This is a genomic window from Nonomuraea sp. NPDC052129, from assembly GCF_040680095.1.
In the GTDB taxonomy this organism is placed as follows: Bacteria; Actinomycetota; Actinomycetes; order Streptosporangiales; family Streptosporangiaceae; genus Nonomuraea.
The window spans coordinates 108,994-131,135 of the sequence record NZ_JBFAVX010000004.1 but is presented as its reverse complement, the minus strand read 5'-3'; the positions used below and the strand labels follow the sequence as shown (position 1 = coordinate 131,135).

Sequence of the window (22,142 nt, the reverse complement as noted above, 5' to 3'; positions counted from 1 at the left end):
GTCCGGAAAGCCGGCTGATGGGGCTGGATCTGGGGTTGGTCCCCGAGCTGGTCAGGCATCTGGCGTTGCCGCTGACGGCCGGCGCGTTCCCGGAGGCCGTTCCGGACGCGCTGGTGCGGGAGGCCGAGGCGCTGGAGGCGCTGGCCGACGAACTGGCCGCCATCCGCGTCGAGGACGCCGAGCCGGTGCTGCGCTACCTGAAGGGCTCGGAGTGGGACGGCGCCGCCAAGGACGCGTTCCAGCGGGTCCTGAACCTGCTCGCCGGTGACGGGCGGATGGCGCCTCAGCTGGCGGACCTGGAGGGTGACGCGCTGCTGAAGCGGGTGGAGAAGGCCATCCGCCAGGAGGCCCGGCGGCTGCGCGGCCACGCGGAGGACATGGAGCACACCCAGTGGATGCAGTACGCGGCGCTGACGCTGCTCGCGCTGGCCATCGCCCGGCTGCTGGTGTGGGTGTACCTGTACGGGCCGTCGGTGCTGAAGCTGATCCAGGTGCGCACGCTGATGACCCGCATGTCGATCCAGGCGCTCAAGTGGCGGCTGCTGATGAACATGCTGGGCTTCGCCGCCGTGATGGGCGGCCTGGACCTGGCCGTGCAGGCGGCACAGATCCTCTTCGGCAACCGGGACAAGCTCGACCTTGACTCGTTGCTGCTGTCCCTGGGCAACGGGGCGCTGACCGGCCTGGTGTTCACCGGGGTCGACTTCGGGCTGTCGCGCCTGGCCACCCGGGAGCTGGTGTTCATCGTGTCGCGGGCCGAGCTGGGGGTGCGCGACCAGATCGCGGCCATGGGGCAGAGCGTCTACGGGCGGGCGCTGGTCGGCGGCGTGTCGGGCACCGTGGGGTCGATACCCGGGCTGGCCCTCAGCGACCAGCTCGACCCGGCGCACCTGTTCTACTCCTTCGTGGCGGGTACGGCCGGAGGCATCGGCATCCCACAGAGCGCCCGGACCCACTACATGCCCATGCCGGCCGGCGAGCTCACAGCCGGGCCGGTCCCGTCGGGCCATTCCCCGTCGGGACATTCCGCGTCCGCTCCTTCCCTGTCCGTCCCTCCCCCGCCCGCCCCTCCTCCGTCGGGCCACATCGCGTTACTGGGGGCCGGCGACACGCCGGACCTGGTGCACGGCGCCGAGCCGGTCGCGGGCGGGCGGTCCACCGGTACGGACCTGTCCGCCGCCCGGCACCCCACCGGTCCGGACCCGCTCTCCGGCGGGCACCCCGCCGGTCCGGAGCACGATCTGACGCACGGTCAGGGGCGCGGCCCGGGCGGAGAGGCCGCAGGGGTCAGAACCGCGGACGGCTCCGAGCCGCGGCGGGTCGTCGAGCCGACCCAGGTGGTGCTGAGCGGTGAGAGGCCCCAGACTCCGGCCGGGCCGGAGCAGCGGATCGGCCCGAGGGACGCGCGTCCGGCCGGGGACGACGGCTCTGTGCAGGCTCGCCCGCACGAGCCGCGGATGATCACGGGCGAGGCCGTCCGCGCGCCTGACGCGCCGCCGGAGGGCAGGGGCAATCCGTCCCCGGGCACGCGGGCCTTGCCCGGCCCCGCCCACGAGCCCCCTGGCGGCGCCCCGAAGGCGGGCGACGGCTCACCCGGCCAGGCCGGAAACACCCAGCCGACCGGCCAGGTCGCTCGCCCGGCGCTCGGTCCAGCAGACGGACAGGCGGCCCACCAGGTGCCCGGTCCGGCAACAGGCCAGATGGCCCACAAGGCGCCTGGCCAGACGGCCCACCAGGTGGCCGGCGCGTCGAACGCCACGCCAGGGCACCCGCAGCCCCTCTACGACCTCCCGCTCCGCACGCCGTACGTGCCGCCCACCGCGCCACCGCCTGGCCCGGACGCGCAGGACGGTCTCCCCGACCAGGCGGACTCACAGCAGGACGCCGACCACAGGGCGCAATCCCCGGACGCCCACCACAGGACGCAGCCCCAGGACGCCGACCGGGCCGCCGGCTCGCAGCAGGGAGACGGGGGGGTCGTCGTGCGGGGCTCGGACCGCCCGGCCGCCCTCGACCAGGCTCGGGATCCGGTGAACACGGCTCCGGAGCCGGCGACGCACGCCCAGGACGTCGCCTCCGGGCGGACGGCGGACGGGCACGGCGGCGTCCCCGCGCACGGGACCGACGACGGGCCGGGCTTCGCCGCCGGACGCGTGGGTGACGGGCAGGAGGGCGCTCCCGGACGCACCGGTGACAGGCACGGCGCGGGCGGCCCCCGGACCGGCCAGGCCCAGGACGGGCCTGTCGTCCCCATCGGCACGGCACACGAACCGCCCGCTCCCCGCGGGGAGACCGCTCCAGGAGACGGCGCCCGCGACACCCCGCCCGCCCGCACCGGCGACCAGCGCACCACGCCGCCAGCCGGTGACCGGCACACCGAGCCCCACTCCGCTGCGGACGGCCAGCGCACCACGCCCCCGGCCCGCGCCTCCAACGCCCATGACGGGGCCCCCGCACCGCGCGAGGGCGCGCCCGCCGGAGCCCACCACGCGGACGGCGACGGCAGGGGCCGCATCGACCAGCTCATCAACCGGGACGGCATTCTCCCGCCGCCCCTGGATCCCGACGTGATCTCCTTGGGCCGCCGCGTCGCGGGCAGGCTGCGGATCGTGGTGCCGGACGAGGCGTTCGCGCATACCTTCGGGACGATGGTCCGCACCGTGACCTCCACCATGCACAACCCCACCACGGGAGACATGGTCACCCACGTCCACAAGCTGTCGCGTGCCGTGGGCATGCCTGCCGCCTTCGACGGGCTGGTACGCGTCTTCGACGAGGCGCAGCGGCTGGGATTCGATCCCGCCGGGGCGACAGACAGGTTGGACCTGATCGATCGGCTGGAGCGGTACCGGCAGACGGACCCACTGCTTTTTCCCGGCCTGTGGCTCGCCGGCGAGGAGCTCGCGCGCCCCTCCTTCCGGCTCGCGCGGGCGCTCGGCCGGATAGACCTGGCGATCGGCTCCGCCAACGGCACCACGCGCGAGATCCGGGTCAACCAGCTTCGCAGCCTCACGTTCGACCTGGGTCTCGGGCTCTACTCGCTTGATCACTTAGGGCGCCTGTTCCTGGACGCCGAGGCGAGGAGCGTGGACGTCCACAGCGTGGCAGGGCGGCACGACCTGGTGCGCGAGCTGAAGCGGGCCCGGGAGAACGACTCCGAGCTGTGGGACGGGCTGCGGATCGCGGACGAGCACGCCATCTCCGGGCTCGGCGACCCGGCCGCGCGAGCGATGAGCCGTACCGACCGGGCGCTCCGCTCGGTCGCGCCCGATGGTCGGCTGCGTACCCTGGCGGCCGAGGTGGGATTCGCGCACGCGCTCCGGACCTTCTCCGAGATGCTCGTGGAGGTGGACACGCACGGTGCCCTCCCGGAACGGCCGGCGACCCACGGGGAGCTCGTGGAGAGCCTCACGCGGTACCGCGAACACGACATGGACGGCTGGGACGTGCGTGTCATGGACGAGCGATTCCCCGCCGCGGGCCTGGACCCGGCGAAGGCTGCGCTCCTGGGCCGGATGGACCGCGTCATCGTCGGCGACGGCGCGCCGCGTCCCCCGCTGGACCCTCTGCTCGGACTGTCGCGCGAGCTGGGCCTCGGCGACCGGATCGGCCGCCTCGCCCACGTGGCCGAGCGCGCGCAGCGGCTCGGCTTCGACCCGGTAGGCGCTCCTGACCGGGCGGCGCTGGTGGAGGCGCTGCGGGGATACATGGACACCACCCCGGACACCTGGGCAAGGCTGCGGGTGTCCGACCGGTACGGGATCAGTCTCGGCGAGCCCGCAACGAGCGCACTGGCGCGCATGGACCGGATCGTGGGCTCGCAGGGCGACGCCCCGGCGTGGGTCCTCGATCCTCTGCGGAAGCTGGCGGGCGACCTCGGCCTGGAGCACTCGGTCAAGCGGCTGGCCCACGTGTTCAGGGGGGCCGAGGAGCGCGGGCTGGACCCGGCCGGCGCCGCCGACCGGGCCGACCTCGTCCACCGGCTGAACTCCTATTACCGGGGGCCGGCGGAGGAGCCGTACCGCTTCACGCCGACCTTGATGCGCCAGGCCGAGGAGGTGCTCACAGACCAGCTCCGCCAGGCGGCCGCCCGTGACGCTGCCGCCGCCGGCGCGTCGACGGTGAGGGCCCGCGACCTCGTCTCCGACCTGGAGGCGGAGCACGCTCGTGCGCTGGAGGCCCGCGCCCGTGCCTGGGACAGCCGGCCCCGCGAGCCGGAGGTCTCCTATCGGTGGAACCCCGAGGTGTTCGAACGCGACCTCGCGGAGGCGTTCGCGCGGGCGGAGCGCGGCGAGCCGGTCGTGCCCTACCTGACCGAGGATGCCACCGGCGGACTGGCCGCGCCTGGGAGCGGGTTCAAGTTCGGCCGGGAGATAGAGTACGACCTGCCCAAGTCGCTCAGGCCGCACCAGGACGCGATCAACCAGGCCATCGCCCGCGACCTGTACGACGCGGGGCTGACCCGGGATCCGTGGACACACCCGTACCACACCGGCCACGACGGCGGCTACTACGAGGGCGACAACGGCTGGCGGCTGGAACAGGACGGATCGGTCGCCGGAGAGCTCGTCTCACCACCGCTGTACGACACGCCGCGCACGTGGGAAAGCATCCAGCTCGTGTGCGAGATCATCAAGTCGCACGGCGGCGTGGCAACGCGGAGCACGGGGGGCCACGTCCACGTGGACACTTCCGCGTTCGACCACATCCCCGCCTTCTACCAGCGGCTGCTGAGGCTGGTGAACAGAAACTACTTCGACACGTTCCTGCGGCTGATGACGAACCCGGAGCAGGACCGCCACCGGGGGCTCCTCTACTGTATGCCCAACGTGTTGGACTCCGCCGGGTACGTCACACTGGACGAGCTGGTGAGCTCGCAACTCGAGCGCGGCTCCGCGGTCAACGTGGAATCGGTCGAGGGCGGCCGGACGGACCACACGGAGATCCGCCTCCCCGACGGCTCGTTGGACCCCGGCGTCATCCAGACGCAGATCAAACTGGCGCTGGGAACGGTGGGGCTGGCGCTGCGGCTCGGCGACGACCAGTTCCCGCTCAACCACGACGACAAGGACGTCGCCGGCAACCATACTGAGCACCGCAGGCGCCTGGACTACTCGTCCTATCTGGAGCTGGCCGACCACCTTTACCACCGGGCGGCCGACAAGGCGCAGCTCACGGCCCTGTTCGCGATCACCCGATGGAACGAGAAGACGGAAGAGCCCTGGTGGCGATGAGTGAAGCGAACCGCGCGGCGGTCGTCATCCGCAATACCTCGGCGGCGGACCGGCCGCCCGCCATGCCTGTCAAGGTCGACGGCTCGTTGTACCGGTACGAGATGATCTTCTCTGGCGGCGGCTCGCGGGCGTACGCGGACAAGCCGGACGAGCTGGTCGGCGCGCTCAGGCCCGGCTACGACGCGCTCGGCACTCCGGAGGAGCGACGCGAGGCGCGCGAGCGGATCGCGCTGGACGCCCAGGTCAGGGCGCAGGCGGAGCTGGCCGCGGCCGGGCCGCTGGAGGAGTGCACGCCCGAGGAGCGGGCCGTGCTGCTCGGCGGCAGGCACATGCCGCCGGCTCCGGAGGAGTGGGCCGCGCCCGTGCCGCTGGTGCTGGTCACGTCGTTCTACGAGCCGGCCGGGTCATTGCCCCGGCCGCGCGGCCCCGAGGAGCTTCAGGTATGGCTGGACCCGGCGGACGACTGGACGCTTCTGACCAGCCTGCACGCCGCCGGGACGATCAAGGTCGCGATCCTCCAGGACTCCCCCTAGTAGGCGGCGCGCTCGGGCAGCAGCGCCTCGGCCAGTCGCCGCCATTGCGGCATCGCCGATTGGCCGGGTTCGATGCCGAGAACCTGGATGCCGATGTGGTCGGCCCCGGCGTTCAGGTGGTCGTGCAGCTTGCCGACGATCGTGTCGAGGTCGCCCCAGTACACGAGGTCGTCGACGAGCCGGTCGCTGCCCCGGCCGCCGTCGATGTCGGCTTCGGTGTAGCCCAGGCGGAGGAACTTGGCGATGTTGTACTTCGTCGTGAAGTACACGTGCAGATGCTCGCGCGCGATCGCCCGCGCCTTGTCGGGGTCGCTTTCCAGGAGCACCGCCTGCTCGACGCCGAGGAACGGGCCGTCGCCCAGCACCTCCCGCGCCTGCGCCGTGTGCCGCACCGTCACGTGGTAGGTATGAGCGCCTTCGGACCGATCGCGGGCCATTTCCAGCATCTTCGGGCCGTACGCCGCCAACAGGCGTCGAATCGGCGCCCGCGGCGCGGGATTGGCGCTCGTCGTCGCGTCCATTTCGTCCAGATAGTCGCTCATCGCCTGCAGCGGCTTGGTCCCGGGCCGCTCGCCCCCGAAACCGAGGCCGAGCAGGTGGCGGTCCGGGTAGGCATCGGCCAGGAGCAACGCCGCGCCCTGGGTCCACCGCGGCTCGCGGGACCAGATCCGGGCGATGCCGTTGATGACGCTGATGCGTTCGGTGCACGACAGCAGGAATCCGGCATGCGTCATCGCTTCACGTCCGTCCCGCTCCGGGATCCAGAACGCCGGCCAGCCGAGCTCTTCGAGCTCCTGGATGGACTCTCGCATCAAGCTCGCGGGCTGGTCTTCGAAGTCGAACGTCCAGACCCCGAAGCGCCCCAGATCCATGCCATCGATCGCGCCCATGTCTCCTCCTGCCTATCCGACGGTACGTAACCGCCTCATCCATGACCAGGAACGCAGCGAAGTATCGCATATTGTCGATATGAGGCAAAACGTCGCTGCGCGGGGAGTGTTTGCTGAGGTCGTCAGAGCGAGCGTCCGAGCACGTCGACGAGCTGGGCGATGCGCTCCTCGTCGCGCCGGTAGTGCGTCCACTTCCCGACGCGGGTGGCGCGGACCAGCCCGGCACGCTGCAACGATGCCATGTAGGCGGAGACGGTCGACTGCGCTAGCCCGGCCTTGGCCTGGATGTGGCTCACGCACACGCCGACCTCGTGCGGGTCCGCGATCGCCTGCTCCATCGGGAAATGGTGCTCGGGGTCGCGCAACCACTGGAGCACCTGGAGCCGTACGGGATTGGCGAGCGCCTTGAACACGTCAACCAGCTGCGCGGAGGCGTCTTGTGAGAGTTCGGCGTGTGTCGTCATAGGTCGTCGAGCCGATTATAGGGTCAAACCACGAGGAAGTGCCGGGCGCGGTCCTCCCTCAGACCTCGCCCGGCCACAGCGTCAATCGGTCGGGATGACGGCGTCTCGGGGGCCTCCGTACACGGGGTTCTTGTCATAGCGTTTGTCCGTGACGAGCAGGCGAATCACGCCCTTGGCGTTCTCCTCCGCCTCCCAGACGATCCAGTCGTCGCCGACGGGCTCGGTCTGCGTACGCTCCTCGCCGTAGCCCCCGGGGTTCCCCGGCGGGATGGACATGATCAAGAAGATGACCTGCTTGCCGCGCCGCTTCAGCTCCGGCAGGACCTCGCCGACGGTCTTCTCATCCACGCGGAATCCCTCGAGCGAGCGCCCCTTGTCAGTCGCAGGAACGAATTTCCGCTCCTGCCTTTTCGGCATGGGGGCGGGCACGGGTTCGCAGGGCGCCACCTGGCCCTCCATGAGGTAGGTGGAGGTGCTGCTGCCTTCCCCGTTCGCTTTGGCGCTGATTGTCCAGACGAAAGTCTGGCCAGGCCTGAACAGCTTGGTGTCGATCCGCATCTGCCAGCCTTTCGCTTCGCCGGGGATGTTCTCCGGGAGGCTGTACAGACCTTGGGGAATGTCGCGGACGTCCTTGCCGCGTGGTTCGCGGCACATCTGCCCGTACGGAACCTGGTCGACGATGGCGGGAACCCCGAGAGCCTGCAGCCGCTTTCGCAGGCCCACGGCATCATGGAAGTCACGGATCTGGATGGTCACCATCCCGTCGGCGGTCTTGGTAACGGCGTAGGACGTCGGCACGCCGGAACCGTCCGCCAGCATGACCGGGCCCACCACCACACCTGCGGCGAGCGCGACCACGGCCACCAGCCCCAGGGCCAGCTTGCGGGGCTTTCTCACCTTGCCCGGCAGCGGGCCGGGCTCTTCCGACGTGATGGCGGCCAGCAGCGCCCGCGCCCCCGCGGCGGACGGACTGCCCCCTTGTCCACCTGGCTCGATCCTGGCGAGCGGCTTCATCGCGTCGATCTCGTCGATGTTCTTCACAGTGGCCTCTCCGCCGGAACGAACCGGCTCTCTGACGTGAAGTGGACATCCGCCTTGGCGAGCGCCCGCGAAAAGCGCTTGCGGGCGCGATGGAGCCTGATGCGTACGGCATTGCGCGACAACCCGAGCGCCGTCGCGATCTCCTCGCGATCCAGGCCCTCCCAGGCGACCAGCGACAGCATCTCCCGGTCATCGTCGGACATGCTCTGGAGGACCTGACCGATCGCCGCGAGCTCGACCCCGCTGTCCGGGGACTCTCCATAGAGATCGGCCATCTCGGCATCGAGCTCGACGCTGTGCGCCCGCCGGCGGTTGTCACCTCGGTAGTGGTTGGCCAGCACCTTGCGCGCCACCCCGTACAGCCAGAGCGTGGCTTCCTCCCCCTCCGGCAACTCCTCCACCCTGCGCCAGGCGACCGTGAAGGTCTCCGCCACCACGTCGGCCGCGTCCTGCGGCGACTCACAGCGGCGAACGGCGTATGCCGTGATCTGGCCATAGGTGCGGTTATAGACGGCCTCGAACCTGGCCGGCCGCTCGTCATCCACGGGCGGTTCCCATCGCAAGTCTCCTTATCAACTCACTTGACGGACAACCATGCCTATGTACGAGATCGGCCCATCATTTCTAGACATAAGGAAAAAGGTGGCGGCGAGGACTTGCGCCTGTCAGGGCCATGTTCGTGGGGATCCGATGTCCCCTGGAGGAGGTGGAACGGCGTGGCGAGGACGAACCGACAGGAACTCGGTGCCGCCACTTGATGAGCCGGTCCATGCGCACGGCTGCTATGACGTGGAGGTGGATACCTCCGTCCAGAGGCCGACGGAAGTGGCCGAGCTGATCGTCACCGCGCTGGCGGACCCTCCGGTGGTCTCGGCCTTCGATCGGTTGCGTACGGCCAAGACATGTCAGTCCCAGGCGACCGGGCGTTGACGGTTACGCGACGTTTCGAGGGTCGTTTCAGCGTTCTTAGCTCCCTTCTAGGTGCTCGGTCTCGGGTTCCGCGACCCAGCCGGCGGTCAGGATGAGCCGGCTTCGACGGTCGACGGTGAGGAAACCGAAGGGACGCGTGAAGTCGACGTCAACTCTTCTGGCTCGGTAAGGAGGCCGTGGTGCTATGCCAACTGCGATGGCACCCATCCCGGTCACTGCGGCGGCTTCGAAGCCGTGCGCTTGGAACGTGGCGGTGGCGTTCTGGCGGGCTTGGGCGATGGCAAGTGGTTCAGTACTGATCCCGGGGAAGTGCCCCCGGGCGGGGTTGGTCACTGTGGCCAGGCCGAACACGTCCGGCAGAGCGAGCAGGTCCAGTGAGGCGGTTGCGGTGAACTGGGGCACGGTGACCGTCAGGAGGTCGTCAGGCTGGTATGCCGGGACGGTGCTGATGCTGATTCCGGGACCGGGGCTTCCTGTGGGAAGGACATCGACATTGACGCTGGGGTAGCGCTTGGCCAACGTGTCGATGCCTGCGGTGAGCACGTCGGCGGCCTTCCGGAAATCGTGACCGAGCAGGAGGTGCACGTCGATCCCGCCGGTGCCCATGACGCGGAACATGGTCAGCGGACCGGCCGGTGTATCGGCCACCTGGACACGGTTGAGGACTCGCGTGCTGCGCCGCAACACGACGATCTCCCGGTCGACCCACGGGCCCGCCTCGACGAGCGTGGCACCTTCGGTGAATGGGCGGAGCCAGGTGGTACGGACGGTGAGTGCGCTGGCCAGGACGAGTAGCGTCTCGTCGGTCACGGAGACGGGCATGGTGGGGATTGCTCCATCGGTCTGGCGAGCCGCCCACGCGTCGAGCTGGAGCTGATCCGCGGACGTGTCTCCTGTCAGCTCGCCGCGCATGCCCGCGGGCAGCGCCGCGGACCAGGCTGGCCGTAGCGGCAGGTCGTGCCTGGTCCACAATCCCAATGCCGCCTTGATCGCTGGCGAGGCGTTCAGAGCCGTCAGAACGGCTCGCGCTGCTGGGGCGGCTGCGGTGGCGTCCATTCCGATGGCCTCTTGCAGTTCGACCCGTCCCGGACCGTCGGCCGCGGTCGCGAGATATGCCAGCAGCGGCCAGGCGCCCACTCCGGACATGACGGCAGACTCGCCGGAGCAGGTCGACGCCCAGCGGGCGGTCAGCGCGTTCACCGCGGCCGCCAGATCCTTTTGCGATCTACCGTTGAGCGACATTGCCATCCCACGGTGAAATGATGATCAAGACACGTGATCGTCCCACCAGCGCGACGACGAGGCAACGCCAATACAGCGCCAGCACACTGCCGCTACTGATCAGAAGGCAGCTGGTCGGTTCGGCTCCAGATCTGAGTGCATCGGGGGAGGTCTTCGATACCGCCGCCTTCCGGGATCATGCCCCAGAGGAAGGGGATCAGGTATTGAGGTGATTCGCCCAGGAGGTCGGGCAGTTCGTCCTCGGTAACGGTGAGGGTGAATGGCTTGCCCTGTTGGCCGGAGTTCCAGCCCTGTTCGAGGGCTCGCTGGACGCATCCGGCGACGAGGACGGGGCGGACGGCGATTGTTCGCCCTCCTTGCCAGTTGTCCGGCCGGGCGCAGGGGAGGGACACCACAAGCACGTTCCCCGGCTGCTCGGCTCGCTCAACGGTGAAGGTGAGTGGAGGCGAGCTGTCGTAGGCGGGCTTGTGGCGGACCCGCCAGCGGAAGGCGGTGTCGCCGATGGTGATGAGCCGTGATCTCTTCTTGGGCATCGCCACTGCGGCCTCCAAGCTCCGTACCTGGTCCGTCGCCGCTCCATGGGAGTGCCGGAAGCGGCTTGATGCCCGCGCACAAGAAGTGATGCGAGACGTCGGGCAGCATAGCCGCCGCTCATCGACCAGATCGAGCAGTTTGTCGGGGCGACGACCGCTGGGGGTCCCGATGCCGTGGGTCGGTGCCTGCGGGCGGGCAGTCCGGAGTTGCGGCTCAGTGCTTCACAGGTACGCCGACGCCGCCGAAGAAGTCGACCATGGCGCGCGGCGAGTCCGGGGCGAAGCACATGTCCAGACCTTGGGCGGACCCTTCAGCCGAGGTGGTCGCGCGGGGGAACATGGCCGTCTCGTACTGGGTCAGCGCGGCCTCCACGTCGTCCCCATGGGCGACGATGGCCAGCGCCAGCTCGGCGCCGTCGAGCAGGGCGAGGTTGGCGCCCTCGCCGGCGTACGGCGACATCACATGCGCGGCGTCGCCCACCAGCGTCACGCCGGGGGTTCGGGTCCAAGAGTGGCCGGTCGGCAGGGCGTAGATCAGTCGCGGGACGATCGTGTCGTCACAATTGCGGATGAGGTCGGTCAGTTCGGTGCTCCAGCCGGCGAACTCCTTGAGCAGGGCTTCGCGGGCCGCGAGCGCGTCGGACCAGTCGACGCCGGAGGTGGCTGTCCAGTCCTGCGGCACCCGTAGCGAGGCCCCCAGGTGGATGTCGGTGCCGCCGTGGCCCATCAGGGCCTTGTCGTCGGACAGGGCGAACATGCTGCCGGGGCCGACGACGGTGGCCGATTCGGGGTGGCGTGTCGCGACATCGGTGATTTGCAGCTCCAGATAGGAGATTCCGCAGTATCGAGGGGTGGCCGGCGAGACCAGGGGGCGCACCTTGGACCAGGTGCCGTCCGCGCCGATCAGCAGGTCGACGATGGTGCAGCTGCCGTTGGCGAAGGTCAGCTCGGGTCGGCCGTCGGCGAGCCGTCGGGCCGTGGTGACCCTGTGGTCCCAGGCGATACGGCCGGGGTCGAGGGACTCGATGAGCAGGTTGCGCAGTGCGGCCCGGTCGATTTCGGGGCGCCCGCCATAGCCGCCGTCGGGCTCGTGGTGGATGAAGACCGTGCCCGCTTTGTCGAGGATGCGCAGGGTCTCGCCCTGTGGTTGGGTAAGCTGGCGGAACTGCTCGTAGAGGCCGGCTTCGCGCAGCGCGTACTGGCCGGACTCCTCGTGCATGTCGAGGAAGCCGCCCTGGCTGCGGGCATCGGCGGCGGACTCGCCCTCGTACACGGTGGACTCGATGCCGTGCATCTGCAGGACGCGTGCCAGGACCAGACCACTGAGGCCGGCGCCGACGATCGCGATGGAACGTGCGGACATGCTGGGCTCCTATGCGTGAGGAGTACGGGGGATGGCGGCGAGGATGCCGTCGACCAGGACGTGGAACGCCCAGTCGGAGCGGCTGGCCCCGTCGCCCGAGATGAGCTCGTCGCCGAGTCCGGCGATGTTCGGGTAACGAGCTGGATCCGCGGCGGCGATCTGCGCGCCCAGTGCGGAGAGGTTGGCGGCCTCCTGGGCCGCCGATCTCGGGCTGTGCTCGACGGCGGCCGCGGTCGGATACAGCAGCAAGAGGTCGAGGCCCCACGCCGCCGCCCGGCCGGTCACGCCGCCTTCGCCGAGCACGGAGAGGACCGCCTCGACCAGTGCCATGTAGTTGGGGCCGCTGGGCTGGGTGGAGAGCGCCATCCTGGCGATATCCGGATATTGGAACAGCACGTCGCGGTAGCTGTTCAGCAGGGCCTTGAGGCGGTCGCGCCAGGTCCCGGCATCGGGGGTGGGCACCGTGATCGAGCCGAGCAGGGCGTCGAGGATCTGGGCGTGCAGGTCCTCGGTGTTGCGTACGTAGACGTAGAGCGAGGCGGGCCCGGTGTCGAGGGCGATGGCGATACGGCGCATCGTCACCTTGTGCAGGCCCTCGTCACGCATGATCGTCAGCGCGGCGTCGATGATCCCCTGCCTGGTCAACGCGGGTTTGGCCGGGCGTTCCCGTCGGCTGCGGGGAGGCTGCCGCTGGGCGCTGTCGTTCGTGCTCATGGAGAGCACGGTAGCACGAACGCTTTCGTTACGAACATGTTCGTAACGGCGTTGGCGTGTCATCGGCGCGGTGTGGCCAACTCACAGAAGTACACTTCTGGGAAACGTACTTCTGTAAGATTGAAGGAACTGATGATCATAAAGCCAGAGCGGGTCTTCGGCCGGGCGAGGGAGTGGCAAGGGCTCGTCCGGTTCGTGTCCGGCGGAGATCGGGCGACACCGTCGGGTGGGGCCGCCCTCGGCGTGGTCAGCGGGCGTCGGCGGCAGGGCAAGAGTTTCCTGCTGCAAGCCCTGGCGGAGGCGACGGGAGGGATGTACTTCGCCGCCACCGAGGCGACCGAAGCCGAGTCCCTCCGGCTGTTCGCCGAGGCGTTGACGCGCCACACTCGCGAGGTTCCGGATGTTCCTTTCAGGGATTGGAACGACGCGATCGCTCACCTGCTCCGGAGCTTCCGTGGCCGGTCGGTGCCGGTGATCCTCGATGAGTTCCCGTTCCTGTCCCGGACCTCACCGGCGCTGCCGTCGATCATTCAGCGGGAACTCGGCCCTGGAGGCAGCGGGCAGGACAGTACGGCGCGATTGGTGCTCTGCGGGTCGGCGATGTCCGTGATGGGCGGCCTGCTGGCGGGCCAGGCGCCGTTGCGTGGAAGAGCGGGCCTCGAACTCGTCATTCACCCCTTTCGCTATAGGGACGCCGCGGAGTTCTGGGGAATCACGGACCCGCGGCTGGCCGTACTCGTGCACACGATTCTCGGGGGGACGCCGGCTTACCGGTATGAGTTCACGCAGGGAGATGTACCGGCAGGGCCGGCGGATTTCGATGATTGGGTCATCAGGACGGTTCTGAATCCGCAGACTCCGCTCTTCCGCGAGGCGCGCTACCTGCTGGCGGAGGAATCGGATATCCGGGATCCCGCTCTGTACCACTCGGTGCTGGCCGCCATCGCCAGCGGCAACACCACTAACGGTGGGATCGCCAATTACGTCGGACGCAGGTCCGATCAGATCACTCACCCTCTGAACGTCCTGGAGGATTGCGCGTTGGTCGCGCGCGAGCCCGACCTGTTCAGGTCCGGGCGGTTCCGTTATCGCATCGTGGAGCCGCTGATCACGTTCTACGAGGCCATCATGCGGCGGCGCTGGCCGGAACTGGAGATCCACCGGGCGGAGAAGGTGTGGGGGTCCGTGCGGCAGACCTTCCTCGCCCAGGTCGTGGGTCCGCACTTCGAATCCCTGTGCCGGGACTTCGCGCTGGACGCGGGGGAAACGCTGTATGGCGGCTTTCCGGCTGAGGTGGGGTCAGGCGTGGTGGGCGATCCCGCGAAACGGACCCAGATCGAGATCGATGTCGCGGTTCTCGCCGGGCAAGAGCCGGCGTTGCCGCGGAAAGTCCTGTCGCTTGGTGAGGTCAAATGGGGTGAGGTGATAAGCCACCATCACCTTGAACGCCTGGCCAGGGCTCGTACGCTGCTCGATCAGAAGGGTTATGACACGCGCGACACGGTCCTGGCTTGTTATGGGGGGTGTGGTTTCACGGACGAGTTGATGGCGGCCGCCGATGCCGACTCCCGGATCATGCTCGTCGGGCTTGAGCGCATTTACCAGGTCTGACGCTTGCGCGCTGTTCAAGATTTACTTAGCGATGATCCGTACGTCTCCCGTGCCGCTCTTCGCGATGATGGTCCGGTCGCTCTCCGTGCTCTTGATCTCCGATCGCTCGCGTCCGTCCTGGCTCTTCGTCGTGACCCGGTAGGCCCCGTTGGGTACGGTCGCCGTCACCCGGCCGTCCTTGGACAGCAGGTCCAGGTTGGAGGGGGGTGTGGCGAAGGACAGGTCTATGGCGCCGGTGTTCGAGCGGACGCGGACGTTGGGGGATTTGAGGCGTTCGCCGGTGATGGTGGCGTCGTCGCTCAGGAGACGGAGCTTGCCGGAGGTGTCGTACGCCTTGATCGAGCCGCCGTTCGAGACGTCCACGTCCTGGGTGAGGTTCTGGAGGATGATGCCGTCGTCGTCCCCCTCGACGACGAGGCGCGTCCCCGGTGGCACCTTGACGTGGTAGCGGGCGCCGCAGTCGCCGAAGACCACCGTGCAGTTGGCGCTCAGGCGGAGGGTGCCGTCCCTCAGGGACCACGACGCGTTGCCCTCGTTGGTCGCCTTGCCGCGGAGCCAGCGTTCCACCTGCACGGTCGCGCCGGTGCCGGGCATGATGCGGAGGCCGCCGAGTGAGGACTTGATGGTGAGCTGGGGGCCGCTGTAGGGGAAGGACTGGGCGGTGTGTACCTCTTTCGCGTCCAGTTCTATTGAGCATCCGGTCAGTGCGATGAGTCCGGTCAGCCCCGCCAGCGCTAAGGCGGTCAGGGGGACCTTGGGTGTTGCCGTGGTTCGCCTCATGTAGCGATCGTGGCTTTGCGGCCGGGCGTCGCCATCGGCCATTCGACTGATTGGGCATCCGCCGTTCGGCCGCCTTCTGCGCATGCTTCGTTGAACGGTGTATTCTTCTATGTCATGATCAAAAGATCCACTCTGGCTCTCGTGGGGCTCGGCCTCGCCGCAGGCTGCGCAGTCGCCCCGCCGGTGGCCCCGGTCGTCGTGGGGGGCGGTAAGACGGACCAGCCCCGGCAGATCCAGACAGTCGTGGCGGACTGCATGAAGCAGCGCGGCTTCAAGTACGTCGCCTGGGTCCCGGAGGTGAAGATCTCCGAGGATGCCGACAATGCCTATCTGGGCGACTGCGAGGCGATGAAGAAGGAGCGTACGGAGCAGGGCTTCGGGGTCTTCGTCGGCTTCGTCCACCCCGAGCAGCGGGAGAAGCGTGTCCTCTGGCGCGAGTCGGACAGCCCCAACTTCACCATCAAGAACCAGCTGTCGCCCGCCCAGCGGGTCGCCTACGGCAAGGCGCTGACCGCGTGCAGATCGCAGGGGCTCCAGCGGGTCACCGGCAAGGTCGTCACTTCTGACGAGGATCGGGCCAAGCAGGAGAACGAGCTGATCGCCCAGCGGCTGGACCGCGACCTCAACGCGGACCCGAAGCTCGTCGGGCTGGCCTCGGCCATGGGCGACTGCCTCAAGGGCAAGGGACACCAGGTGGTCTCTCTCAAGCCGGTGGACATGAGCCGACGGGGTGGCCAGGAGTTCGAGGCCCAGAAGCAGCGGATCGCCCTGAACGATGACATTCCCGATAAGGGGCTGCCCGCCGGGCAGTACTACGAGCCGCGTATCCCGGTGGACACCGCCCGGCAATACCTGAGCAGGGAGATCAAGGCCGCACTCGACGACCTGGAGTGCGGCAAGGACTTCTACGCCGCCTACCTGCCCAGGAGTATGGAGATCGTGCGGCGGGTGGAGGGGGAGTTCGGCAGCGGCGGCGACAACAGCTGACAGTGAATCCCCCCGGGCCCAAGATCCTTACAGCAATGGCGCTACAAGGCCGCCAAGAGTTTCGTCACATGTGACAGCGGATCCGCGCCGAACGGTCGTACCGCCACCGTCTGAGCGCCCGCCGCCCACATTTGCCGCACCATGTCGGCGGCCTCCGAAGCGGAGCCCCTGGCCATGACGACCTCCTCTGGCCGCACCTTGAGGAACCCGGCCTGTTCCACTGCGACGTCCCAGGTCGCCTCGCGCGCGTCGGGGCCGATGTACAGGTGGATGAAGGTCACCACCTCGTGGTCGGCCGGAGCGTCGATGTGGCCCAGGAGGGTGGGGAGCTGTTCGGGGCCGAAACCCTCCGGGAGGATCGTGCCCTGCGCCACCCGGCCCGACAGGGCGAGGGAGCGGGGGCCGAGGACGCCGGCCAGGACCGGAGGCGGTACGGCGGGCGGGTGGACCAGGGAGACGCCGTCCAGGTGGACGGAGCGGCCGTGCAGGGTCACCGTCTCGCCCCGGAGGAGGCTGCGGACCGAGGTGATCGTCTCCTCCAGCAGCGCCAGAGGTGACGGGGGCGCGGCGCCCACCTGGCGCATCCAGTCGCGGCCGCCGTGGCCGATCCCGGCGGCGAGGCGGCCAGGGTGGAGGCGGGCCAGGTTGGCCAGCTCCATGGCCAAGAGCATCGGGTTGCGCAGGGGAGCGGGGGTGATGCCGATGCCCACGCGCAGGCGGGAAGTGGCCGCCAGGGCGGTGGCGGCCGAGGAGATGGCGCCGGTCCAGCCCAGGTCCTCCACCACCCACAGGCCGTCGACCGTCGTGCCGTCCAGCTCCTTGGCGAAGGGGATCAGCTGCTCCGGCGGCAGGGCGCGGTCGAACATGACACCAAGTTTCAAGGTCTCCTCCAGTAATAGCGGAAAAGCCGGCCAACCTCTGAATAGCCCGCGCGCAGGAACGCGTTGGCCGTGGGGGTGTTGCCCACGTCCGTGGCCGCCACGATGCGTTCGACACCCGTCTCGGCCAGTGTCGCGGTGCCCTTGGCCAGCAGGTCGTTGACGTAGCCGTGGCCCCGATGCTCGGGCACCACGCCGATGTAGGCGATGGAATGATCGTCCGGCGCCACCAGACCCACCGGGTCATCGCCCAGGTAGCCGACGACGAACCAGTCGGGCTTGCCCTTGCGGTTGACCAGGTCGTCGTACATCCACCGGGCCTCGTGCTCGGCGCCGGCCGTGGCCAGCTCCACCTGCGTGTCGTAGTCGAGCGACCCTTCCGAGATGCGTACCAGCAGGTCGAGTACGGAGGCGGCGTCGAGGCCGCGGGCGGGGCGGTAGGTCAGCCGACCCGGATCGACCGGTACGTCACTCCCGGCCGCCCATTCGAGCATGAGCCGCTCGACCTCCATCGCGAACCCGGCGCCGAGCAGCGCCTGGTGTTCGACGGCCCGGTCGACGAGCGGGGTGAGGCCGGGCTTGAGGGATATGTCGTGGATGATCTTGTCCAGGCCCATCTCCGACAGGCCGCGGCGCAGCAGGCCGGCGGCGCGGTCGGGGTCGGGGCCGGGCTCGAACTGCCAGGTGATCATCGGGTCCGCGCCGCGGTAGGGCGCCCAGAACGCCAGCCGCGCCGGGCCATCCGTGAAACACCATTCCGGCCGCGCCTTGCCTTCGTCGAAGGCCGTGGCCAGTTGACTGCGGGCAGGCTCGGGGAACTGATCGAACAACGTGAATGGCTCCCTATGAGACCGCTGGAAGATGCGCGCCGAATGTCATGAACATCGTCTAGCACAACTTCGCCGATTGCGGGGCACCGACGAAACACGTTTGACCTCGGGCGAGGTGCACTCGAAATCGAGCGTGTTCCGAGCCAGTCAAGATCATCTTCCATCCGTCGAGACAGCATGGGCCCTCCCGCCGGCTCGCGACCTTGCTGGCGACGGAGATCTATCTGGCGAGCGAGTCGGTCGACGACCGCGTCCGCTCATCGTCCAGGTCGATGGTCACCGTATGCCTGGCGGCGGCGTCGGCCGGTCGCTGGTCGGTCGCCCACCGTTCGCCCTCGGGCTGCTGAGATTGTTGCATTCGCGCTCACTGTGGCTGCGCCAATAATTCCCCCATGACCTGCGACAAGGATGTTTTCAACTTGCCGAATCGGTAAATGCGTCCGTAACTTTCCTGATGCGTGAACGATCGCCGTTCCCGCGGAGGGATTCCGACATGACCCAGCCACAGCCCGCGCCCACGCTGCCTGTAGAGCGCACCACGGAGCGCCCCTTCGATCCTCCTTCCGGACTGGCACAGCTCCGCGAGGAGCGTCCACTGAGCCGGATGACCTATCCCGACGGCCACGACGGCTGGCTGGTGACCAGCCACGCCCTGGTCCGCGAAGTGCTGGCCGACAACCGTTTCAGCCACCGGCACGAGCTCCTGCACTACCCGATGCCCGGGACGGCGGCCGGCGGGAAGCCCCAGCCGGCACGGCCTGGCGGCTTCACCGCGATGGACCCGCCCGAGCACACCCGCTACCGTGGCCTGCTCACCGGCCAGTTCACCGTCCGCCGGATGCGCCAGTGGGCCGGCCGGGTCAAGGAGATCGCCGCCGAGCACCTGGATGCGATGGAGCGGCTTGGCCCGCCGGTGGACCTGGTGGAGGCGTACTCGGGGCCCATCCCCGGCCTGGTGATCTGCGAGCTGCTTGGCGTGCCGACGGGCGATCGAGCTGACTTCACGCGGACCATGTCCGTCGTGATGCGCCTGGACACCACTCCGGATGGGCGAGCGGCTGCCATGGCCGAGATGCAGGACTACATGCGCGATCTGGTGCGGATTAAGCGGGCCGCGCCCGCCGACGACGTGCTCGGCGGTCTGGCCTCCGACAGCGACCTGAGCGACGACGAACTGGCCATCATCGGCAGCCTCCTGACGGGCGCGGGGTTCGACACCACCGCGAACATGATCGCCACCGGCGCGTACGCACTGCTGAGCCACCCCGACCAGCTCGCCGCCCTGCGGGCCGAACCTGACCTCATCACCAACGCCGTCGAGGAGTTACTCCGTTATCTGAGCGTCGTCCCCGGCACGGTACGCGCCGCGCTCGAGGACGTCGAGATCGGCGGCCGGCTCATCAAGGCAGGTCAGTCTGTGACCGTCTCGGTCCCGGCGGCCAACCGCGACCCGAAACGTTTCCCCGATCCGGACACGCTCGACCTGCGCAGGCCGACTGCGGGACACGTCGCCTTCGGCCACGGCATCCACCAGTGCCTGGGCCAGCAGCTCGCCCGGATCGAGATGCAGGTTGCCATCCCCGCGTTGTTCGACCGTTTCCCGACACTGCGCCTGGCCGTCCCGCCCGAGGAGATTCTCATGCGCGACGACATGATCATCTACGGCGTGCACAGCCTCCCCGTCGCCTGGGACGGGCAAGGAGGAGATCCGCGATGAAAGTGGTTATCGACCAGGCCAGGTGCATCGGCGCCGGGCAGTGCGCGATCGCCGCGCCCAAGGTGTTCGACCAGCGAGAGGACGACGGCATCGTCGTCCTGCTCGATCCGACGCCCGGCCCCGGACTACGGGACGCGGTGCACGATGCCATGCTGTTGTGCCCGGCAGGGGTCATCAGCGACGGGGGGAAGCCATGACCGCCGACCCGGGCATGCCCTTACGTGCTCGCGTGGCGCCCGCGATCGGGCTGTTCCTCCTGGCGCCGCTGGACGCGGAGGCCCTGATGGGGAACTTTCCGCTCGCCAGCCCGATCGGTGTCGTGGGGTTCCTCGCCGTACTCCCCCTGTACGGGGCCGGCGCCCTGTTCATTCGCGAGGTGGTCCGGCGGACCGGGCGCGGCTGGCCGGCCGTGCTGGCGTTCGCGCTGGCGTACGGGATGTTCGAGGAGGCGTTCATCACCCAGACGCTCTGGAACGAGAACTGGGTCGACGTCCGCATTCTCGATTACGGTTACCTGCCCGCGCTGGGGACGGCGTTGCCGTGGATCTTGTTCATGGTAGGCGTGCACACCATCTGGAGCATCAGCGTCCCGATCGCGATCATGGAGACGCTGGCCGGTCCGCGACGTACCACGCCGTGGCTGAAGAAGCGTGGGTTCGTGGCTGTGGGTGTGATCTTCGCGGTCTACTCGGTGTTCGCCGCCGTCGGCAACGCCGTCAACGAGGGAGGACTGCTCGCCGGCCTGCCCCAGTTCATCGTGGCGGCCGTGGTGGTCGCCGCGCTCGTCGTGCTCGGCCTGCGCACGCGCCCCAGCGCCCCCCGCGGTCGAGGGGAAGGCGCCCGGTCCGTGGGCGGTGTTCGCCTTCGCCCTGCTGGCGGGCGCGATCTTCGTCCTCCTCTACGCGGTCGACCCCACCGGCCTGTCGCCATGGCTGACGATCCCCATCCCGGCCTGGGGCAGCGTGCTCATCTACCTGGCCCTGTTCGCCACGGTCGGCGCGCTGGTGACCCGCTGGTCGCACCGCTCCAACTGGTCGGACGCGCACCGGCTGGCACTCGCGGCAGGGGCCATGCTCACCTACGCGTGGCACTCCTTTCCGTGGAAGCCGACCTTGACCGTGCCCATCCGCCAGACAGTGGATCTCACCAGCAACACGATCACGACGATCGGCGCCATCGTCCTGCTCGTGATCGCGGCACGCCGAGTCTCCACATGACCGGCCGGACCCCGCAGCGGACCAGACCCACCCGGCAGACACTGCGGCTCACCACAAGAGCCCGCCACAGGCGACCATCGCCTGCCCTGGCACCATCCCCGGCGCGAACCCTACGATCATGACGGTGCTGGAGAGCGAGCGGCTGATCCTGCGCCCCCTGACGGGCGGCGACTTCGACGACTATGCGGCTATGATGGCCGATCCGCAGGTCGCGGGCGGGCTGGCCGAGCCCGTCGGCACGTCCCCGGCGGACGCTTGGCGGAGTCTGGCGGTGTTCATCGGCCACCGTGAGATCCGCGGCTTTTCCCACTGGGCAGTGATCGAACGGGCGACGGGCCGTTTCGTCGGACGCGCGGGGCCCTGGCAACCGTACGGATTCCCCGGCCTGGGGGTCGGCTGGTGCCTTGTTCGCAAGTACTGGGGCAAGGGTTACGCCACCGAGGCTGCTCGCGTCGCCGTCGCCTACTGCTTCGCCGAACTCGACGCCGAAGAAGTCATCTCGGTCATCCGGCCGGGCAACACGCGGTCGATGTCGGTTGCCGAACGCATCGGGCACCGCTTCCTCCGCGAGATTGACTACAAAGGTGGGCCTGCCCTCGTCTACGGGCAGCGGCGCCCCCGCCCGATGTCGTCCCCTGGGGCGGTGTGACTTCTGGCAATATTCGCGAGACTTCGAGGGACGACCACCTGGCACTCAGGGAGCCGCAGATCTTGAATTCGGCTCTTGTCATTCGGCGCTGGTTTCGTCACCGTGGGCGTGCCGATTCCGTCGGCGACCCATTGCTCGATCTCAGCCGGCCCTGAGCGTCAGGCCGCCGTCCCGAGCGCCGCCCGCGCCTCCAGCAGCGACGAGCACGTCTCGAAGTGCCGGTCGAGGTTCGTGATCGTCAGCAGATGACTGATCATGCCCGGGGCGAGCACCAGGATGAGCCTGCCGTGCGCGTGCTGCACGTGGTTGTGGGTGGCCACCAGCACACCCAGCCCCACGGAGTCGCAGAAGGGCACGTCGGTCAGATCCAGCACCAGTTTCGGGGGGTCGGCGGAGGCCAGCACCTGGTCGAGCGCGGCCTGGAGGCGCGGAGCGCCGGCCACGTCGAGGTCTCCGACGGCATGCAAGACAGTGAGCGGTTCCTCTCGCCACGACCTGACCACCATGGCTGTCACGTGCCCGAACGGCT

Annotated in this window: 22 protein-coding genes and 1 pseudogene; 10 read left to right on the top strand and 13 right to left on the bottom strand. The window is 69.0% G+C overall.

Going from position 1 to position 22,142, the window contains the following annotated elements; translation table 11 throughout:
• The first annotated feature begins 17 nt into the window (after positions 1-17).
• Together AB0L53_RS11910 and AB0L53_RS11905 are read left to right on the top strand one after the other, a co-directional pair.
• A complete protein-coding gene (locus tag AB0L53_RS11910) occupies positions 18-5,234 on the top strand; it encodes an amidoligase family protein (protein WP_363992915.1) in 5,217 nt (1,738 codons plus the stop codon).
• Positions 5,231-5,767, top strand: a complete 537-nt coding sequence (locus tag AB0L53_RS11905; protein ID WP_363992914.1) for a hypothetical protein — start codon at positions 5,231-5,233, stop codon at positions 5,765-5,767. The genes AB0L53_RS11910 and AB0L53_RS11905 overlap by 4 nt, the downstream gene beginning before the upstream one ends.
• Here the strand turns inward: AB0L53_RS11905 and AB0L53_RS11900 are convergent.
• From AB0L53_RS11900 to AB0L53_RS11885, 4 genes are all read right to left on the bottom strand, one after another.
• On the bottom strand, positions 5,764-6,657 hold the full coding sequence (locus tag AB0L53_RS11900; RefSeq protein WP_363992913.1) for a TIGR03620 family F420-dependent LLM class oxidoreductase: 894 nt from the start codon (positions 6,655-6,657) through the stop codon (positions 5,764-5,766). The two genes, AB0L53_RS11905 and AB0L53_RS11900, sit on opposite strands and share 4 nt — an antisense overlap.
• Positions 6,658-6,779: 122 nt before the next feature.
• Positions 6,780-7,121, bottom strand: a complete 342-nt coding sequence (locus AB0L53_RS11895; protein ID WP_363992912.1) for a metalloregulator ArsR/SmtB family transcription factor — start codon at positions 7,119-7,121, stop codon at positions 6,780-6,782.
• An 81-nt stretch (positions 7,122-7,202) separates the two neighbouring features.
• Complete coding sequence (locus tag AB0L53_RS11890) at positions 7,203-8,162, bottom strand: hypothetical protein (protein ID WP_363992911.1); 960 nt, start codon at positions 8,160-8,162, stop codon at positions 7,203-7,205.
• Positions 8,159-8,707 carry an RNA polymerase sigma factor gene (locus tag AB0L53_RS11885; protein ID WP_363992910.1) on the bottom strand — a complete coding sequence of 183 codons (549 nt, stop codon included), beginning with the start codon at positions 8,705-8,707 and terminating at the stop codon, positions 8,159-8,161. The genes AB0L53_RS11890 and AB0L53_RS11885 overlap by 4 nt, the downstream gene beginning before the upstream one ends.
• A gap of 107 nt (positions 8,708-8,814) precedes the next feature.
• On the opposite strand from AB0L53_RS11885, the pseudogene AB0L53_RS11880 reads away from it, so the two are divergent.
• A pseudogene (locus AB0L53_RS11880) lies at positions 8,815-8,886 on the top strand (hypothetical protein); the annotation flags it as partial.
• 20 nt (positions 8,887-8,906) lie between these two features.
• Complete coding sequence (locus AB0L53_RS11875; RefSeq protein ID WP_363992909.1) at positions 8,907-9,092, top strand: hypothetical protein; 186 nt, start codon at positions 8,907-8,909, stop codon at positions 9,090-9,092.
• Between the two features lie 36 nt (positions 9,093-9,128).
• Here the strand turns inward: AB0L53_RS11875 and AB0L53_RS11870 are convergent, their stop codons facing one another.
• The 4 genes from AB0L53_RS11870 to AB0L53_RS11855 all read right to left on the bottom strand — a co-directional run bounded on the left by AB0L53_RS11870 (position 9,129) and on the right by AB0L53_RS11855 (position 12,944).
• The gene (locus AB0L53_RS11870; protein ID WP_363992908.1) at positions 9,129-10,292 is read right to left on the bottom strand and encodes a serpin family protein; all 1,164 of its coding nucleotides are present in this window, start codon (positions 10,290-10,292) and stop codon (positions 9,129-9,131) included.
• 134 nt (positions 10,293-10,426) lie between these two features.
• Positions 10,427-10,867, bottom strand: coding sequence for a hypothetical protein (locus tag AB0L53_RS11865; RefSeq protein ID WP_363992907.1), 441 nt, complete (start codon positions 10,865-10,867; stop codon positions 10,427-10,429).
• A gap of 214 nt (positions 10,868-11,081) precedes the next feature.
• Positions 11,082-12,230: an NAD(P)/FAD-dependent oxidoreductase gene (locus AB0L53_RS11860; protein ID WP_363992906.1), complete on the bottom strand. Its 1,149-nt coding sequence runs from the start codon at positions 12,228-12,230 to the stop codon at positions 11,082-11,084.
• A gap of 9 nt (positions 12,231-12,239) precedes the next feature.
• Positions 12,240-12,944 carry a TetR/AcrR family transcriptional regulator gene (locus AB0L53_RS11855; RefSeq protein ID WP_363992905.1) on the bottom strand — a complete coding sequence of 235 codons (705 nt, stop codon included), beginning with the start codon at positions 12,942-12,944 and terminating at the stop codon, positions 12,240-12,242.
• 36 nt (positions 12,945-12,980) lie between these two features.
• On the opposite strand from AB0L53_RS11855, the gene AB0L53_RS11850 reads away from it, so the two are divergent.
• Positions 12,981-14,555 (top strand): ATP-binding protein, encoded by a 1,575-nt coding sequence (locus tag AB0L53_RS11850; RefSeq protein ID WP_363992904.1) that lies wholly within the window; start codon positions 12,981-12,983, stop codon positions 14,553-14,555.
• Between the two features lie 21 nt (positions 14,556-14,576).
• Here the strand turns inward: AB0L53_RS11850 and AB0L53_RS11845 are convergent, their stop codons facing one another.
• Entirely contained in the window at positions 14,577-15,335 is a 759-nt protein-coding gene (locus AB0L53_RS11845; protein ID WP_363992903.1) for a hypothetical protein, read from the bottom strand.
• A 114-nt stretch (positions 15,336-15,449) separates the two neighbouring features.
• On the opposite strand from AB0L53_RS11845, the gene AB0L53_RS11840 reads away from it, so the two are divergent.
• Entirely contained in the window at positions 15,450-16,322 is an 873-nt protein-coding gene (locus AB0L53_RS11840) for a hypothetical protein (protein WP_363992902.1), read from the top strand.
• A 41-nt stretch (positions 16,323-16,363) separates the two neighbouring features.
• On the opposite strand, the gene AB0L53_RS11835 is transcribed toward AB0L53_RS11840, so the two are convergent.
• The 3 genes from AB0L53_RS11835 to AB0L53_RS11825 all read right to left on the bottom strand — a co-directional run bounded on the left by AB0L53_RS11835 (position 16,364) and on the right by AB0L53_RS11825 (position 18,388).
• Positions 16,364-17,188, bottom strand: a complete 825-nt coding sequence (locus tag AB0L53_RS11835) for an LLM class flavin-dependent oxidoreductase (protein WP_363992901.1) — start codon at positions 17,186-17,188, stop codon at positions 16,364-16,366.
• Positions 17,189-17,199: 11 nt separating this feature from the next.
• Complete coding sequence (locus AB0L53_RS11830; RefSeq protein WP_363992900.1) at positions 17,200-18,030, bottom strand: GNAT family N-acetyltransferase; 831 nt, start codon at positions 18,028-18,030, stop codon at positions 17,200-17,202.
• 220 nt (positions 18,031-18,250) lie between these two features.
• Positions 18,251-18,388, bottom strand: a complete 138-nt coding sequence (locus tag AB0L53_RS11825; RefSeq protein WP_363992899.1) for a hypothetical protein — start codon at positions 18,386-18,388, stop codon at positions 18,251-18,253.
• Positions 18,389-18,523: 135 nt separating this feature from the next.
• Between AB0L53_RS11825 and AB0L53_RS11820 the strand changes: the two genes are divergently transcribed.
• The 4 genes from AB0L53_RS11820 to AB0L53_RS11805 all read left to right on the top strand — a co-directional run bounded on the left by AB0L53_RS11820 (position 18,524) and on the right by AB0L53_RS11805 (position 21,613).
• On the top strand, positions 18,524-19,747 hold the full coding sequence (locus tag AB0L53_RS11820; protein WP_363992898.1) for a cytochrome P450: 1,224 nt from the start codon (positions 18,524-18,526) through the stop codon (positions 19,745-19,747).
• A complete protein-coding gene (locus tag AB0L53_RS11815) occupies positions 19,744-19,944 on the top strand; it encodes a ferredoxin (protein ID WP_363992897.1) in 201 nt (66 codons plus the stop codon). The genes AB0L53_RS11820 and AB0L53_RS11815 overlap by 4 nt, the downstream gene beginning before the upstream one ends.
• A 657-nt stretch (positions 19,945-20,601) precedes the next feature.
• The gene (locus AB0L53_RS11810) at positions 20,602-20,964 is read left to right on the top strand and encodes a hypothetical protein (RefSeq protein WP_363992896.1); all 363 of its coding nucleotides are present in this window, start codon (positions 20,602-20,604) and stop codon (positions 20,962-20,964) included.
• A gap of 118 nt (positions 20,965-21,082) precedes the next feature.
• Positions 21,083-21,613 (top strand): GNAT family N-acetyltransferase, encoded by a 531-nt coding sequence (locus AB0L53_RS11805; RefSeq protein WP_363992895.1) that lies wholly within the window; start codon positions 21,083-21,085, stop codon positions 21,611-21,613.
• A 158-nt stretch (positions 21,614-21,771) separates the two neighbouring features.
• Here AB0L53_RS11805 and AB0L53_RS11800 read toward each other — a convergent pair whose 3' ends face one another.
• A complete protein-coding gene (locus tag AB0L53_RS11800; RefSeq protein ID WP_363993201.1) occupies positions 21,772-22,119 on the bottom strand; it encodes an STAS domain-containing protein in 348 nt (115 codons plus the stop codon).
• Positions 22,120-22,142 lie beyond the last annotated feature (23 nt).

Bases quoted from the DNA above. Each gene is read 5' to 3' on its own strand.
- AB0L53_RS11910 (WP_363992915.1), top strand. From the start codon at position 18: ATGGGGCTGGATCTGGGGTTGGTCCCCGAGCTGGTCAGGCATCTGGCG.
- AB0L53_RS11905 (WP_363992914.1), top strand. From the start codon at position 5,231: ATGAGTGAAGCGAACCGCGCGGCGGTCGTCATCCGCAATACCTCGGCG.
- AB0L53_RS11900 (WP_363992913.1), bottom strand. From the start codon at position 6,657: ATGGGCGCGATCGATGGCATGGATCTGGGGCGCTTCGGGGTCTGGACG.
- AB0L53_RS11895 (WP_363992912.1), bottom strand. From the start codon at position 7,121: ATGACGACACACGCCGAACTCTCACAAGACGCCTCCGCGCAGCTGGTT.
- AB0L53_RS11865 (WP_363992907.1), bottom strand. From the start codon at position 10,867: ATGCCCAAGAAGAGATCACGGCTCATCACCATCGGCGACACCGCCTTC.
- AB0L53_RS11860 (WP_363992906.1), bottom strand. From the start codon at position 12,230: ATGTCCGCACGTTCCATCGCGATCGTCGGCGCCGGCCTCAGTGGTCTG.
- AB0L53_RS11855 (WP_363992905.1), bottom strand. From the start codon at position 12,944: ATGAGCACGAACGACAGCGCCCAGCGGCAGCCTCCCCGCAGCCGACGG.
- AB0L53_RS11850 (WP_363992904.1), top strand. From the start codon at position 12,981: ATGTTCGTAACGGCGTTGGCGTGTCATCGGCGCGGTGTGGCCAACTCA.
- AB0L53_RS11845 (WP_363992903.1), bottom strand. From the start codon at position 15,335: ATGAGGCGAACCACGGCAACACCCAAGGTCCCCCTGACCGCCTTAGCG.
- AB0L53_RS11840 (WP_363992902.1), top strand. From the start codon at position 15,450: ATGATCAAAAGATCCACTCTGGCTCTCGTGGGGCTCGGCCTCGCCGCA.
- AB0L53_RS11835 (WP_363992901.1), bottom strand. From the start codon at position 17,188: ATGTTCGACCGCGCCCTGCCGCCGGAGCAGCTGATCCCCTTCGCCAAG.
- AB0L53_RS11825 (WP_363992899.1), bottom strand. From the start codon at position 18,388: ATGCAACAATCTCAGCAGCCCGAGGGCGAACGGTGGGCGACCGACCAG.
- AB0L53_RS11820 (WP_363992898.1), top strand. From the start codon at position 18,524: ATGACCCAGCCACAGCCCGCGCCCACGCTGCCTGTAGAGCGCACCACG.
- AB0L53_RS11815 (WP_363992897.1), top strand. From the start codon at position 19,744: ATGAAAGTGGTTATCGACCAGGCCAGGTGCATCGGCGCCGGGCAGTGC.
- AB0L53_RS11805 (WP_363992895.1), top strand. From the start codon at position 21,083: ATGACGGTGCTGGAGAGCGAGCGGCTGATCCTGCGCCCCCTGACGGGC.
- AB0L53_RS11800 (WP_363993201.1), bottom strand. From the start codon at position 22,119: ATGGTGGTCAGGTCGTGGCGAGAGGAACCGCTCACTGTCTTGCATGCC.